Origin of the sequence: Pseudonocardia acidicola (assembly GCF_012911935.1) — a bacterium.
Classification (GTDB): domain Bacteria; phylum Actinomycetota; class Actinomycetes; order Mycobacteriales; family Pseudonocardiaceae; genus Pseudonocardia; species Pseudonocardia acidicola.
On record NZ_JAAXLA010000002.1, the window covers coordinates 53,565 to 67,546 of the forward strand.

General features: G+C 72.4%; 13 protein-coding genes. 10 read left to right on the forward strand and 3 right to left on the reverse strand.

Features of this window, described 5'->3' with window-relative positions; genetic code table 11:
- The first annotated feature begins 4 nt into the window (after positions 1 to 4).
- Both HF526_RS01335 and HF526_RS01340 read left to right on the forward strand, forming a co-directional pair.
- Positions 5 to 1,513, forward strand: a complete 1,509-nt coding sequence (locus tag HF526_RS01335) for a leucyl aminopeptidase (protein ID WP_169379351.1) — start codon at positions 5 to 7, stop codon at positions 1,511 to 1,513.
- A gap of 52 nt (positions 1,514 to 1,565) precedes the next feature.
- On the forward strand, positions 1,566 to 2,402 hold the full coding sequence (locus HF526_RS01340; protein ID WP_169379352.1) for an SDR family NAD(P)-dependent oxidoreductase: 837 nt from the start codon (positions 1,566 to 1,568) through the stop codon (positions 2,400 to 2,402).
- A gap of 21 nt (positions 2,403 to 2,423) precedes the next feature.
- On the opposite strand, the gene HF526_RS01345 is transcribed toward HF526_RS01340, so the two are convergent.
- Entirely contained in the window at positions 2,424 to 2,771 is a 348-nt protein-coding gene (locus tag HF526_RS01345) for an oxidoreductase (RefSeq protein WP_169379353.1), read from the reverse strand.
- Positions 2,772 to 2,946: 175 nt separating this feature from the next.
- On the opposite strand from HF526_RS01345, the gene lpdA reads away from it, so the two are divergent.
- The 4 genes from lpdA to lipB all read left to right on the forward strand — a co-directional run bounded on the left by lpdA (position 2,947) and on the right by lipB (position 8,063).
- Positions 2,947 to 4,329, forward strand: coding sequence for a dihydrolipoyl dehydrogenase (gene lpdA, locus HF526_RS01350; RefSeq protein WP_169379354.1), 1,383 nt, complete (start codon positions 2,947 to 2,949; stop codon positions 4,327 to 4,329).
- 59 nt (positions 4,330 to 4,388) lie between these two features.
- The gene (gene sucB, locus HF526_RS01355) at positions 4,389 to 6,173 is read left to right on the forward strand and encodes a 2-oxoglutarate dehydrogenase, E2 component, dihydrolipoamide succinyltransferase (protein ID WP_169379355.1); all 1,785 of its coding nucleotides are present in this window, start codon (positions 4,389 to 4,391) and stop codon (positions 6,171 to 6,173) included.
- 102 nt (positions 6,174 to 6,275) lie between these two features.
- Positions 6,276 to 7,163, forward strand: a complete 888-nt coding sequence (locus HF526_RS01360; RefSeq protein ID WP_338051212.1) for a TIGR01777 family oxidoreductase — start codon at positions 6,276 to 6,278, stop codon at positions 7,161 to 7,163.
- Between the two features lie 123 nt (positions 7,164 to 7,286).
- A complete protein-coding gene (gene lipB / locus HF526_RS01365; RefSeq protein WP_169379356.1) occupies positions 7,287 to 8,063 on the forward strand; it encodes a lipoyl(octanoyl) transferase LipB in 777 nt (258 codons plus the stop codon).
- Between the two features lie 9 nt (positions 8,064 to 8,072).
- On the opposite strand, the gene HF526_RS01370 is transcribed toward lipB, so the two are convergent.
- Positions 8,073 to 9,008: a TIGR03560 family F420-dependent LLM class oxidoreductase gene (locus HF526_RS01370; RefSeq protein WP_169379357.1), complete on the reverse strand. Its 936-nt coding sequence runs from the start codon at positions 9,006 to 9,008 to the stop codon at positions 8,073 to 8,075.
- A 66-nt stretch (positions 9,009 to 9,074) separates the two neighbouring features.
- Between HF526_RS01370 and HF526_RS01375 the strand changes: the two genes are divergently transcribed.
- From HF526_RS01375 to HF526_RS01385, 3 genes are read left to right on the forward strand one after another with little or no spacing between them, the layout of a single operon-like run.
- Entirely contained in the window at positions 9,075 to 10,016 is a 942-nt protein-coding gene (locus HF526_RS01375) for an oxidoreductase (protein ID WP_169379358.1), read from the forward strand.
- A 24-nt stretch (positions 10,017 to 10,040) separates the two neighbouring features.
- A complete protein-coding gene (lipA, locus tag HF526_RS01380) occupies positions 10,041 to 11,042 on the forward strand; it encodes a lipoyl synthase (protein ID WP_169379359.1) in 1,002 nt (333 codons plus the stop codon).
- Between the two features lie 18 nt (positions 11,043 to 11,060).
- Positions 11,061 to 11,801 carry a DUF4191 domain-containing protein gene (locus HF526_RS01385; RefSeq protein WP_169379360.1) on the forward strand — a complete coding sequence of 247 codons (741 nt, stop codon included), beginning with the start codon at positions 11,061 to 11,063 and terminating at the stop codon, positions 11,799 to 11,801.
- Positions 11,802 to 11,810: 9 nt separating this feature from the next.
- Here HF526_RS01385 and HF526_RS01390 read toward each other — a convergent pair whose 3' ends face one another.
- Positions 11,811 to 12,296: an RDD family protein gene (locus HF526_RS01390; protein WP_169379361.1), complete on the reverse strand. Its 486-nt coding sequence runs from the start codon at positions 12,294 to 12,296 to the stop codon at positions 11,811 to 11,813.
- Positions 12,297 to 12,438: 142 nt separating this feature from the next.
- Between HF526_RS01390 and glnA the strand changes: the two genes are divergently transcribed.
- On the forward strand, positions 12,439 to 13,863 hold the full coding sequence (gene glnA / locus HF526_RS01395; protein ID WP_169379478.1) for a type I glutamate--ammonia ligase: 1,425 nt from the start codon (positions 12,439 to 12,441) through the stop codon (positions 13,861 to 13,863).
- Positions 13,864 to 13,982: the final 119 nt, after the last annotated feature.

Sequence of the window (13,982 nt, forward strand, 5' to 3'; positions counted from 1 at the left end):
CCCCGTGTCCACCGAGCTGCGCATCCGGAACGAATCGGCCGCGACCGCGGAGGCCGATGCGGTCGTCGTGGGTCTGATCCCGGCGGGATCGGACGGGAACGGGCCGACGCTCGCCCCCGGCGCCGAGGAGGTGGACGCGGCGTTCGGCGGCAAGCTGGCCGAGGAGTTCGCGCTGGCCGGGGCCTCGGGCAAGGCCGACGAGGTCGTGCGGCTGCCGAGCCGGGGCGCGGTCGCCGCACCGGTCGTGGTGGGCGTCGGGCTGGGCAAGCCCGACGCCGACGGGAAGCCCGAGCCGGAGCAGGTGCGCCGGGCCTCCGGTGCGGCCGCCCGGGCGCTGGCCGGCACCGGCACCGCGGTCAGCACGCTCGGCCGCATCGACCTGCCCGCGGCGGCCGAGGGTTCTTCGCTGGGGGCCTACACGTTCACCGCCTACAAGGGCTCGAACGGCAACGGCTCGGGCGCCAAGAACCCGGTCGAGCGGGTGGACCTGCTGACCACTGCGGACGACGGCGAGGAGACGCTGCGCCGCTGCGCGGCCGTCGCCGACGCCGTGCGCACCGCCCGCGACCTGATCAACACCCCGCCCAACGACCTCTACCCCGAGACGTTCGCCGCCCGGGCCCGCGAGCTCGGCGAGGCGGCCGGCCTCGAGGTCGAGGTGCTCGACGACGCCGCGCTGGCCGAGGGCGGCTACGGCGGCGTGCTCGGCGTGGGCAGCGGGTCCTCCCGCAAGCCGCGGCTGGTCCGGCTGCGCTGGTCCGGCGGCGATGCGCCGCGGGCGAAGGTGGCGCTGGTCGGCAAGGGCATCACGTTCGACACCGGCGGGATCTCGATCAAGCCGGCGGCGAACATGGACCACATGACCTCGGATATGTCCGGGGCCGCCGCGGTGATCGCGACGACGGTGTTGGCCGCGCAGCTGGGCCTGCCGGTCGCGGTGACCGCGACGGTGCCGATGGCCGAGAACATGCCCTCGGACACCGCCTATCGCCCGGGTGACGTGCTGCGCATGTACGGCGGCAAGACCGTCGAGGTGCTCAACACCGACGCCGAGGGCCGGCTGATCCTGGCCGACGCGATCGTCCGCGCGGGCGAGGACGACCCCGACTACCTCATCGAGACCTCCACCCTGACGGGCGCACAGATGGTCGCGCTGGGCACCCGCACCGCCGGGATCATGGGCAGCGACGAGTTCCGGGACCGGGTCGCGCGCCACGCGCAGGCGACCGGCGAGGGCGGCTGGCCGATGCCGCTGCCCGACCACCTGCGACCCGACCTGGACTCGCGGATCGCCGACATCGCCAACGTCACCGGCCACCGCTTCGGCGGCATGCTGGCGGCCGGGGTCTTCCTGCGCGAGTTCGTTCCGGAGAACCTGCCCTGGGCGCACATCGATGTGGCCGGTCCGGCGTTCAACAGCGGCGGGCCGTGGGGCTACACCGGCAAGGGCGGCACCGGCGTGCCGGTACGCACCATCTTCGCGGTGCTCTCCGACATCGCCGAGAACGGCTGATCACGGTTCCGGGTCTACCTACCGGGCAGTAACCAAGGGCATACTGCCCGGCATGCCTCGCCGCTCCCACACCGTGCCCGCCCACGCTCCCCGCTCCGCCGTCGTCACCGGGGGTGGACGCGGGATCGGCGAGGCGATCGGGACCGAGCTCGTCCGGCGCGGCTACCGGGTGCTGGTGACCGACGTCGACGCCGCCGCGGCGGCCGCCACCGCCACCCGGATCGGGGCGGCGGCCGGGGTCGGCTACGACGTCACCGACGAGCACGCCGCCCACGACGTCGCGGCCCGCGCCCGCGAGCTGGCTCCGCTGGGCGCGTGGGTGAACAACGCCGGCGTCGGCTTCGACGGGGCGCTGTCCGAGCTGTCGTCCGAGCACGTCCGGGCGCTGGTCGAGGTCAACCTGATGGGCGTCGTGTGGGGCTGCCGCGCCGCGGTCGCCGCGTTCCGCGAGCAGACCGCCGCGGGGACGCCCGGCGGGGACATCGGCATCACCGCGTCGCTGAGCGCGCTGGGCCCGGTCCCGGGGCTGTCGCTCTACGCCGCGACCAAGGCCGCGGTGTTGTCGCTCGCCGCCGCGCAGGCCTGCGAGTTGCGCGCCGAGCGGATCGGGGTGCACGCGATCTGCCCCGACGGGGTGAACACCGAGCTGCTGCGGTCGATGGCCGACGACGGCCAGGCCAAGGCCCTGGTGCGCAGCGGCGTGCTGGTCACGCCCGCGCAGGTCGCCCGGGCCCTGGCCGACATGTTCGGCACCCGCCGCGTGTACCGGACGCTGCCCGGATGGCGTGGGGCGCTGATGCGCTCGACCGCGCTGGCACCCGGCCCGATGCTGCGGCTCGAGCCGGTCATGCGGGCGATCGGCCGCCGCCGGGCCCGCACGCTGCACTGACCGCACCCCGGTCGTGTGCCGTCAGGCGCCCAGGTCACGGCGGCGCTCCCGCTCGCGCAGCACCTTCTGCCGGGCGTCGTGGTCGCGCATGCGCTGGGGGTAGCCGACGAGTTGCACGTCGTAGACCGGGATCTTCAGCGACCGGGCCAGCTTCTTCGCGCGGTCCGGACCGGACACCCGCCGGCGCGTCCACTCGCCGTCCTTGGCCACGAGCACCATCGTCGTGTCGGTCACGGTGGTACGCGGTTCCACAAAGGCCTCGACGCCCTCTCGGGCCGTCGCCCACGACCGCAGGTGTTCCTCGTCACCGCCGCCGACCCGGCGCAACCTGCCCGGTCCGTCCCCCCGGAACCTGCCGAACAGGCCCATCGCGCCACCTCCCGTCCGGTGCCGCTGGTCACGGCACGCCCGTCGATGGTTCCAACGTCGCGGGCGTCCGTTTTTCTCCCGATCGGCCCAGCCCGACGCCGAACCGCGCAGGGTGACAAGATGGGCGCCGCGACTTGCTCGACGTCGCCCAGCGAGCAGAAGAAGGAGTCCTGACGTGCCCGAGCACAACGCCGACCTGGTGATCCTCGGTGGTGGGTCGGGGGGTTACGCCTGTGCCCTGCGGGCGGCCGAGCTGGGGATGTCCGTGGTCCTGGTGGAGAAGGACAAGCTCGGCGGGACGTGCCTGCACCGCGGCTGCATCCCGACCAAGGCCCTGCTGCACGCCGCGGAGGTGGCCGACGCCGCCCGCGAGGGCGACCAGATCGGGGTCAAGAGCTCGGTCGCGGGCATCGACATGGCCGGGGTCAACGCCTACAAGGACGGCGTCGTCGGCAAGCTCTACAAGGGACTGCAGGGGCTGGTGACGTCCCGCAAGATCGAGCTGGTGAACGGCGCGGGGACCTTCGTGGCGCCGAATGCGGTCGAGGTCGACGGCGAGCGCTACGTCGGCGCGAACGTGGTGCTGGCCACCGGCTCCTACGCCCGCAGCCTGCCCGACCTGGAGATCGGCGGCCGGATCATCACCTCCGACCAGGCGCTGACCCTCGACGAGGTCCCGGACCGGGTCGTGGTGCTCGGCGGCGGCGTGATCGGCGTCGAGTTCGCGTCGGTGTGGAAGTCCTTCGGCGCCGAGGTCACCGTGGTCGAGGCGCTGCCCCGGCTGGTGCCGAACGAGGACGAGTTCGCGTCCAAGCAGCTCGAGCGCGCCTTCCGCCGCCGCAAGATCGGATTCAAGACCGGGGTGAAGTTCACCGGGGCCAAGCAGACCGACAACGGTGTGACCGTGTCGCTGGAGACCGGCGAGGACATCGAGGCCGACCTGCTGCTCGTCGCCGTCGGCCGCGGCCCGAACACCGCCGGCCACGGCTACGACGAGGCCGGCGTCACCATGGAACGCGGCTTCGTGATCACCGACGAGCGGCTGCGCACCAACCTGCCCGGTGTCTACGCCGTCGGTGACATCGTGCCCGGCCTGCAGCTCGCCCACCGTGGTTTCGCCCAGGGCATCTTCGTCGCCGAGGACATCGCCGGACTGAACCCGCCGGTCATCGACGAGGCCGGCATCCCCCGGGTCACCTACTGCGAGCCCGAGGTCGCCTCGGTCGGGCTGACCGAGACCCAGGCCCGCGAGCGGCACGGCGAGATCCAGACCCTGACCTACGACCTGGGCGGCAACGGCAAGTCCCAGATCCTGCGCACCTCCGGCGCGATCAAGCTGATCAAGGCCGGTGCCCCGGGGACAGAGGGTCCGGTGGTGGGCATTCACATGGTCGGCGCCCGGGTGGGCGAGCTCATCGGCGAAGCCCAGCTGGTCTACAACTGGGATGCACAAGCCGAGGACGTCGCCGCCCTCATCCACGCCCACCCGACCCAGAACGAGGCCTTCGGCGAGGCACACCTCGCGTTGGCCGGCAAACCGCTGCACACCCACGGTTGACGGCCGGCCGACCGCCGCCTGAACCTGGCTCACCGTAGAAAGAGGAGCTCCGACCCGTCATGGCCTTCTCCGTCCAGATGCCCGCGCTCGGTGAGAGCGTCACCGAGGGAACCGTCACCCGCTGGCTCAAGCAGGAGGGTGACAGGGTCGAGGTCGACGAGCCGCTGCTCGAGGTCTCGACCGACAAGGTCGACACCGAGATCCCGTCCCCGGCCGCCGGTGTGCTGCAGCGCATCGTCGCCGGTGAGGACGAGACGGTCGAGGTCGGCGGCGAACTCGCGGTGATCGGCGAGGGTGACGAGGGCGCCGGTTCCGGCGGCGGGGGTGGCGCCGAGCCCGCGCAGGCCGAGGCCGAGCCCGCGCCCGCCGAGGAGCCCACCTCCCGGGCCGAGGAGCCGCAGGAGGCCCCGCGGGCCGAGGCCGCGCCGGCCGCCCCCTCGTCCTCGGGGGCCGGCACCCCGGTGACGATGCCGGAGCTCGGCGAGAGTGTCACCGAGGGCACCGTCACCCGCTGGCTCAAGCAGGTCGGCGACACCGTCGCGGTCGACGAGCCGCTGCTCGAGGTGTCCACCGACAAGGTCGACACCGAGATCCCGTCGCCGGTCGCCGGCACCGTCCTGGAGATCACCGTCGCCGAGGACGAGACCGTCGAGGTCGGCGCGCAGCTCGCCGTCGTCGGTGACGCAGCCGCGGCGCCCGCCCCGGCTGCGGCGCCCAAGCCCGAGCCGAAGACGGAGCCCGCGCCCGTGGACCAGGCCCGGGAGCAGCCGGCCGCGAAGCAGGCCGAGCCCGCCGCGCCGGCTGCGGAGAAGGTCCGCGCCAACGGCAAGGCCGAAACCGCGCCGGAGCCGGCCACGGAGGCCGGGGGCGAGTCCCGTGGCGCCCCGTACGTGACCCCGCTGGTGCGCAAGCTCGCCGCCGAGCACGACATCGACCTCGACACGATCGAGGGCACCGGCGTCGGCGGCCGCATCCGCAAGCAGGACGTGCTGGCCGCGGCCGAGGCCGCGCAGCAGAAAACAGCCGCGCCGGCCGCCGAGCCGCAGCGGACCGCCCCGGCCGCGGCCGCGGCGCCGTCGAGGACCCCGGCGGCCCGGCCGACCGCACCCGCCGACGGCCCGCAACCGGGCACCACGGTCAAGATGCCGCGGCTGCGGCAGGTGATCGCCCAGCGGATGACCGACTCCCTGCGGGTCTCCGCCCAGCTCACCACCGTGCAGGAGGTCGACGTCACCCGGGTGGCGAAGCTGCGGGCCCGGGCGAAGGCCGAGTTCGAGGCCCGCGAGGGCGTCAAGCTCACCTACCTGCCGTTCTTCGCGAAGGCGACCGTCGAGGCGCTCAAGGCGTTCCCGCAGCTCAACGCGTCGATCAACGACGAGACCAAGGAAGTGACCTACCACGGCGCCGTGCACCTGGCGATCGCGGTGGACACCCCCCGCGGGCTGCTCGTCCCGGTGATCCACAACGCCGACGAGCTGAACATCGCCGGCCTGGCCAGGCGGATCGCCGACCTGGCCGCCCGGACCCGGGCCAACAAGATCGCCCCCGACGAGCTGTCCGGTGGCACCTTCACGATCACCAACATCGGCAGCGCGGGCGCCCTGTTCGACACGCCGATCATCAACCAGCCGCAGGTCGGCATCCTCGGCACCGGCGCGATCACCAAGCAGCCCGTGGTGGTGCCGGGCCCGGACGGCGAGGACACCATCGCGATCCGCTCGGTGTGCTTCCTGCCGCTGACCTACGACCACCGGCTCGTCGACGGCGCGGACGCCGGTCGCTTCGTGAGCGCGGTCAAGGCGCGCCTCGAGGAGGGCGCGTTCGAGTCCGAGCTCGGGATGTGACCCTCGTGCGCGGCGAGTGGTGCGCAGGCACCACTCGCCGCGCACGAACGACTTCGCAGGCCCGGGTCGCGCACCCCGCCGGGGTCCGGAAGGATCTCGGGTGTGCGCGTCGTCGTCGCCGGATCGTCCGGCCTGATCGGAACCGCCCTGGTCGCCCAGCTCCGGGAGGCCGGGCATGACGTCCTGCGACTGGTCCGGCGCAGGCCGGCCGCGCCCGACGAGCGCGGCTGGGATCCCCCGGCCGGTGGCGTCGACGACGGCACCTTCGACGGCGTCGACGCCGTCGTCAACCTCAACGGGGTCGGCATCGGCGACCGCCCGTGGAGCGGGTCGCGCAAGCAGCTGATCCGCGACAGCCGCAACGTGCCCACCGAGGTGCTCGCCACAGCGGTCGCCGAGCACGGCGTCCCGGCCATGATCAGCGGCTCGGCCGTCGGGTACTACGGCGACACCGATGGGCGCGCGGTCGACGAGAGCGCCCCGTCGGGCACCGGATTCCTGGCCGAGGTCTGCCGCGACTGGGAGGCCGCCACCGGCCGGGCCCGCGACGCGGGGGCCCGCGTCGTGCTGCTGCGCACCGGGCTGGTGCTCTCCCGCGCCGGTGGCCTGCTCGGCCGGCTGCGGCCGCTGTTCAAGGGCTTCCTCGGCGGGCGTCTCGGTGACGGCCGGCAGTACATGCCGTGGATCTCCCTGGACGACGAGGTCGGCGCGATCCGGTTCGCGATCGAGAACGACGCGCTGACCGGCCCGGTGAACCTGACCGGGCCGACCCCGGTGACCAACGCGGAGTTCACCTCGGCGCTCGCGTCCGCGCTGGGGCGCCCGACGGCGTTCCCGGTGCCGGCCTTCGCGATCCGCGCCGCGCTCGGCGAGATGGGCCAGGAACTGCTGCTCAACGGCCAGCGGGCGATACCGGCCAAGCTGCTCCACGCCGGCTTCCAGTTCCGCCACCAGGCCCTGGGCGAGGCGCTCGCGGCGGCCACCGAATGACCGGCGCCCCCTGACCCGCGAGTCGGCGTTTTCGGGAGGGTGAGTCGGCGGATCCGGGAGGCCGGCCCGGCGTGGCGAAGCGCTCCTCCCGCATCACCCGCAGCCGGGCGTAGCGTGGCCGTCATGTCGAGTGCTGCGTCGAACTCCGGCCGTCCCACCACCCGCTCCTGCCGCCGCAGCACCGAGCCACTGCGCGTCGACGTCATCGACTCGATCGACTACCTCGCGGCGTGGGACCTGCAGCGCGAGCACGCGCAGGCCCGCCGCGACGGCACCGGGCCGGACGTGCTGATGCTGCTGGAACACCCGTCGGTGTACACCGCGGGAAAGCGCACCCGGCCCGAGGACCGGCCGACCGACGGCTCCCCGGTCATCGACGTCGACCGCGGCGGCCGGATCACCTGGCACGGGCCGGGTCAGATCGTCGGCTATCCGATCATCGCGCTGGATGAGCCGCTCGACGTCGTCGACTACGTGCGCCGGCTCGAGGAGGCCCTGATCGCGGTGTGCGCCGGGCTGGGTGTGAGCGCCGCCGGGCGGGTCGAGGGACGCAGCGGCGTGTGGCTGCCGGCGGGCGGCGGGCGCCCGGAACGCAAGCTCGGCGCGATCGGGGTGCGGGTACAGGGCGGCGTCACGCTGCACGGCTTCGCCCTGAACTGCGACCCCGACCTCGCCGAGTTCGACCGGATCGTGCCCTGCGGCATCACCGACGCCGGGGTGAGTTCACTGTCGGTGGAGCTCGGGCGGCGGGTCACCGTGGCCGAGATGCGCGACACGGTCGCCGCGGCGGTCATCGCCGCGCTCGACGGTGCGCTGCCGGTGACCGAGCACCCGGTGCCGAAGCAGGCCGCCCCGGACGTGGCGGGGCTCGACCTGCAACTGCACCCGTCGCTGCACTGAGGCGAGACCTCAGCGCAGCTGCGGGACGACCTCGGCGGCGATCAGCTCGATCTGGTCGATGTCGTTGAGGTCGAGAAGCTGGAGGTAGACCCGGGTCACGCCGGTGCGCTCGCGCCAGGTGCCGAGCCGGTCCACGACCTCCGCGGGCGTACCGGCCAGGCCGTTCTCCCGCAGGTCGTCGACCTCCCGGCCGATGGCCAGCGCGCGGTTGGCGACCTCGGTGTCGTCGCGCCCGACGCAGACGGTCTGCGCGACGGAGCGGATCAGCTGGGACGGGTCCCGGCCGATCTTTTTGCAGGCCTGGTCGACCCGCTCGAACTGCGCGGCCACGGCGTCGACCGGCGAGAACGGGACGTTGAACTCGTCGGCGTAGTGGGCAGCGAGCTGCGGGGTGCGACGCTTGCCCTGACCACCGATGATCACCGGCGGGCGCGGCTGCTGCACCGGCTTGGGCAGCGCCGGCGAGTCGGCGACGCGGTAGTACCGGCCGTCGAAGTCGAACCGGTCGCCCGGCAACGTCGCCCACAGCCCGGTGATGATCGCGAGCTGCTCGGAGAGCCGGTCGAAGCGCTCGGCCAGCGGCGGGAACGGGATCCCGTAGGCGGTGTGCTCGGCCTCGAACCAGCCGGTGCCCAGGCCCAGCTCGATGCGGCCGCCGGACATCTGGTCGACGTTCGCGACCGCGACCGCGAGCGGCCCGGGAAGCCGGAACGTGGCCGAGGTGACCAGGGTGCCGAGCCGGATCCGCCGGGTCTCGCGGGCCAGTGCGGCCAAGGTCACCCAGGCGTCGGTGGGGCCGGGCTCGCCGCTGGCGCTGCCCATGGCGAGGTAGTGGTCGGAGCGGAAGAACGCGTCGTAACCGGCGTCCTCGGTCGCACGGGCGACCCGGAGCAGGTCGTCGTAGAAGGCGCCCTGCTGGGGCTCGGTGAAGATCCGAAAGTCCACGGCTGCCAAGGCTAGCCCCGGTGATCGGTTGGCGCCGCCGCGGCGCAACGGGTAAGACCGACGCTCGTGAGTTGCTGGAGCCTCGAGCACATCCCGGACCAGAGCGGGCGCACGGTCCTCGTCACCGGCGCCACCTCGGGCCTCGGGCTCGCGTCGGCGATCGCGCTGGCCGGGTGCGGCGCCCGGGTGCTGCTCACCGCCCGCGACCGCGAGCGCGGCAAGGCGGCGCTGACCCGGGTGCGCAAGGAGGGCGGGCCGGGCGCCGAGCTCATCGAGCTCGACCTGGCCGATCTGGACTCGGTCCGCAACGCGGCCGCCGACGTGCGGGAGCGCACCGGGAACGCGCTGCACGTGCTGATGAACAACGCCGGCGTGATGGGCACCCCGCCGCGATTCACCGTCGACGGGTTCGAACTGCAGATCGGCACCAACCACCTCGGCCACGCCGCGCTGACCTGGCTGCTGATGCCGGCGTTGCGCGCGGCCGGCACTCCGCAGCGGGCGGCCCGGGTGGTGACGCTGTCGAGCCTGGCGCACCGTGGCGGTGGCCTGGACGTCGACGATCTGCACTTCGCCCGCCGCCGCTACCTACCCTCGACGGCGTACAGCGCGTCGAAGCTGGCGAACCTGCTGTTCGCCACCGAGCTCGACCGCCGGCTGCGCGCCGAGGGCGCCGACGTGATCTCCGTCGCCGCACATCCGGGGCTGGCCGACACCGACCTGCTCGGCAACTCGATGCGGTTGCGCAGCAGGCTGCTCGGCGCGCTGAGCGGCCCGATCAACAAACTGATCACCCAGCCGGTGCGGGCGGGGATGTTGCCGCAGCTCTACGCGGCCACCGCCGCGCAGGTCCGCGGGGGCGACTACATCGGGCCCGACCGGCTCGGCGAGACCCGCGGGCACCCCGGGGCCGCCCAGCCGAGCGCCGCCGCGGCGGACGTGGTGCTGGCCCGGCGGCTGTGGGAGCGCACGGCAGCTGCCACGTCGGTGCAACCCGATCCGAAGTGAGACGCCCGGCGTAGTCTTCTCGCCGTGACCATCGCACCCGAAGGCCGCAAGTTGCTGCGTCTCGAGGTCCGCAACAGCGAGACCCCGATCGAGCGCAAGCCGTCGTGGATCCGCACCCGGGCGCGGACCGGCCCGCAGTACACCGAGCTGAAGTCGCTGGTGCGCTCCGGCGGCCTGCACACGGTGTGCGAGGAGGCGGGCTGCCCGAACATCTACGAGTGCTGGGAAGACCGCGAGGCCACCTTCCTGATCGGCGGCGAGCAGTGCACCCGCCGCTGCGACTTCTGCCAGATCGACACCGGCAAGCCGGCCGAGCTGGACCGCGACGAGCCGCGCCGGGTCGCCGAGTCGGTGCGCACCATGGGCCTGCGCTACTCCACGGTCACCGGGGTGGCCCGCGACGACCTGCCCGACGGGGGGGCCTGGCTGTACGCCGAGACCGTCCGGCAGATCCACGCGCTCAACCCGGGTACCGGCGTGGAGCTGCTGATCCCGGACTTCAACGCCGACGACGCCCAGCTGGCCGAGGTGTTCGGCTCCCGGCCGGAGGTGCTGGCGCACAACCTGGAGACGGTGCCGCGGATCTTCCGCCGGATCCGCCCCGGGTTCCGCTACGCCCGCTCGCTTCAGGTGCTGACCCGGGCCCGGGAGGACGGGCTGGTCACCAAGTCGAACCTGATCCTCGGCATGGGCGAGACCCCCGACGAAGTCACCGCGGCGCTGCGCGACCTGCACGCGGCCGGCTGCGAGATCATCACGATCACCCAGTACCTGCGCCCGTCCAAGCGGCATCACCCGGTGGAGCGCTGGGTCAAGCCCGAGGAGTTCGTCGAACACGCCGAGGCGGCCGAGCAGATCGGGTTCGCTGGGGTGATGGCCGGGCCGCTGGTGCGCTCCTCCTACCGGGCCGGGCGGCTCTACGCCCAGACCGTCGCGCACCGCGGGGAGCAGCTGTCCCCCGAACTCGCGCACCTGGCCGCCGAGGGCGCCGCCGCCCAGGAGGCCAGGTCTCTGCTGGCCCGTTAAGCCCGTATCCTGGGGCGCATGGCCGGCAAGCCCGACAAGGCAGCCCAGAAGGCGGCGCAGCAGCAAGCCAAGCGCGAGAAGCGTGAGGCCTCCAAGCAGCGTCGCAAGCAGATCTTCGAGGCGTTCAAGATGCAACGCCGCGAGGACAAGGCGCTCATCCCGTGGATGGTCGGTGTCTTCCTGCTCGCGGTCGTGGTGGTGTTCTGCCTCGGCCTGATCTGGAACCTGCAGTGGGTGTTCCTGCCGCTGGGCATCGCGATCGGCGTCCTGGCCGCGATCAGCATCTTCGGTCGTCGCGTGCAGAGATCGGTCTACACGAAGGCCGACGGGCAACCCGGGGCCGCCGGCTGGGCGCTGGACAACATGCGCGGCCAGTGGCGGGTCACCCCCGGCGTCGCGGGCACCACGCACCTCGACGCCGTACACCGGGTCATCGGCCGGCCCGGGATCATCCTCGTCGCCGAGGGCGCGCCGCACCGGGTGAAGAGCCTGCTCGCCCAGGAGAAGAAGCGGACCGCCCGGGTGGTCGGTTCGACGCCGATCTACGACGTCGTCGTCGGCAACGACGAGGGGCAGATCCCGCTCAGCAAGCTGCAGCGGCACCTGATGAAGCTGCCGCGCAACATCGACGCCAAGCAGATGGACACCCTGGAGTCCCGCCTCGCCGCCCTCGGTTCGCGCGCCGCCGCGATGCCCAAGGGCCCGATGCCGGCCGGGGCGAAGATGCGCAGCGTGCAGCGGACCGTCCGCCGGCGCTGACCGCCCGGCTCAGCGCGTGCGGATGACCACCGTCCGCGCGGCGCGGTCGTGCCAGCCCCGACCGTCGGCGTCGCGCAGCAGGGCCGGGATGACGACCCCCAGCAGCACGGTCCGTAACAGGGCCCGCGGGACGCCGATCAGCGCGGCGGAGTCGATGGATGCCACGCGGATGCCCAGCGCCGTCATCCCCGCCGTCGCGCCGAAGATCGCGACCGGTACCACGGTGAGGACGAACCAGACGAGCCAGACCGTCCAGCCGAAGTTCGAGTGCGCGCCGAAGGCGTCGGGCCCGGCGAACAGCAGCGCGATCAGGTAGCCGAGCAACCAGTCGACGGTGACGGCGCCGAGCCGCCGGCCGAAGCCGGCCACCGCGCCCACCCCGTTGCGCGGAAGCCCGAACTTCTCACCCGGATAGGTGCTGGTCGTGCCGCCATCCGGCCCAGCAGATGATCCGACGGGTGATCCGGGCAACCAGGAGTCGATCCAACGGGCCATGGCTCATAGCCTAGGCGGCTGGTGTGAGGCGAGCCGCTAAACGGGCCCGTTAACCTCCGTGAAACGAACGAGTGACCGACGGGCAACAACGCGGCCATAGCGTCGCGGCCAGTCCCGGCGTCGACCGAAGGAGCCAGTGAGCGTGTTCAGCAACTCCGAAGAGGTACTGAAGTACATCTCGGACGAGAAGGTCGAGTACGTCGACATCAGGTTCTGCGACCTGCCCGGCGTCATGCAGCACCTCACCGTCCCAGCCTCCGCGGTCGACCAGGACTTCCTGGACGACGGCGTCGCCTTCGACGGTTCGTCCGTCCGTGGTTTCCAGGCCATCAACGAGTCGGACATGTCGCTGTTGCCGGATCCGGCGACGGCGCGGCTCGACCCGTTCCGCAAGCACAAGACGCTCAACATGAACTTCTTCGTGCACGACCCGCTGACGGGCGAGCCCTACAGCCGTGACCCGCGCAACGTCGCCCGCAAGGCCGAGGAGTACCTGGCCGCGTCGGGCATCGCGGACACCTGCTACTTCGGCGCCGAGGCCGAGTTCTACATCTTCGACTCGGTGCGGTTCGGCTCCGACCCGCACCAGCAGTACAGCCACATCGACTCCGTCGAGGGCTGGTGGAACACCGGTCGCGAGGAGGAGGGCGGCAACCTCGGCTACAAGGTCGCCTACAAGGGCGGCTACTTCCCGGTCCCGCCGGTCGACCACTACGCCGACCTGCGCGACGACATGGTCACCAACCTGGCCAACAGCGGCTTCGTCGTCGAGCGCGGCCACCACGAGGTCGGCACCGCGGGACAGGCCGAGATCAACTACAAGTTCAACACGCTGCTGCACTCGGCCGACGACGTGATGCTGTTCAAGTACATCATCAAGAACACCGCGTGGCAGGCGGGCAAGACCGTCACCTTCATGCCGAAGCCGCTGTTCGGCGACAACGGCTCGGGCATGCACGCCCACCAGTCGCTGTGGAAGGACGGCGTGCCGCTGTTCCACGACGAGGCCGGCTACGGCGGCCTGTCCGACGTGGCGCGCTACTACATCGGCGGCCTGCTGCACCACGCCCCGAGCCTGCTCGCGTTCACCAACCCGACGGTGAACTCCTACCACCGCCTGGTCCCCGGCTTCGAGGCCCCGGTGAACCTGGTCTACTCGGCCCGCAACCGCTCGGCCTGCATCCGGATCCCGCTGTCGGGTAACAACCCGAAGGCCAAGCGCCTCGAGTTCCGCTGCCCCGATTCCTCGGGTAACCCGTACCTGGCGTTCGCGGCGATGATGATGGCCGGCCTCGACGGCATCAAGAACAAGATCGAGCCGCCGGCCCCGGTCGACAAGGACCTCTACGAGCTGCCGCCCGAGGAAGCCAAGGACATCCCGCAGGTGCCGGCCAGCCTCGAGGCCGTGATCAACCGGCTCGAGGAGGACCATGACTACCTGCTCGAGGGTGGCGTGTTCACCCCCGACCTGATCGAGACGTGGATCTCCTACAAGCGCGAGGCCGAGATCGACCCGCTGCGGCTGCGCCCGCACCCGTACGAGTTCGCCCTCTACTACGACGTCTGATCGGTAACGCCACCTGAGCTGCGGCGACGCGTTCAGGCTGGGTGATCAGGCCGTCAGGCCACGAAGCCCCGGTGTCCCCTGTTCTCGGGTGGGGACACCGGGGCTTTCGTCGTACGCGG

Excerpts from the sequence above, each read along its gene's own strand:
- HF526_RS01340 (WP_169379352.1), top strand. The coding sequence starts at position 1,566 with ATGCCTCGCCGCTCCCACACCGTGCCCGCCCACGCTCCCCGCTCCGCC.
- HF526_RS01345 (WP_169379353.1), bottom strand. The coding sequence starts at position 2,771 with ATGGGCCTGTTCGGCAGGTTCCGGGGGGACGGACCGGGCAGGTTGCGC.
- sucB (WP_169379355.1), top strand. The coding sequence starts at position 4,389 with ATGGCCTTCTCCGTCCAGATGCCCGCGCTCGGTGAGAGCGTCACCGAG.
- lipB (WP_169379356.1), top strand. The coding sequence starts at position 7,287 with ATGTCGAGTGCTGCGTCGAACTCCGGCCGTCCCACCACCCGCTCCTGC.
- HF526_RS01385 (WP_169379360.1), top strand. The coding sequence starts at position 11,061 with ATGGCCGGCAAGCCCGACAAGGCAGCCCAGAAGGCGGCGCAGCAGCAA.
- HF526_RS01390 (WP_169379361.1), bottom strand. The coding sequence starts at position 12,296 with ATGGCCCGTTGGATCGACTCCTGGTTGCCCGGATCACCCGTCGGATCA.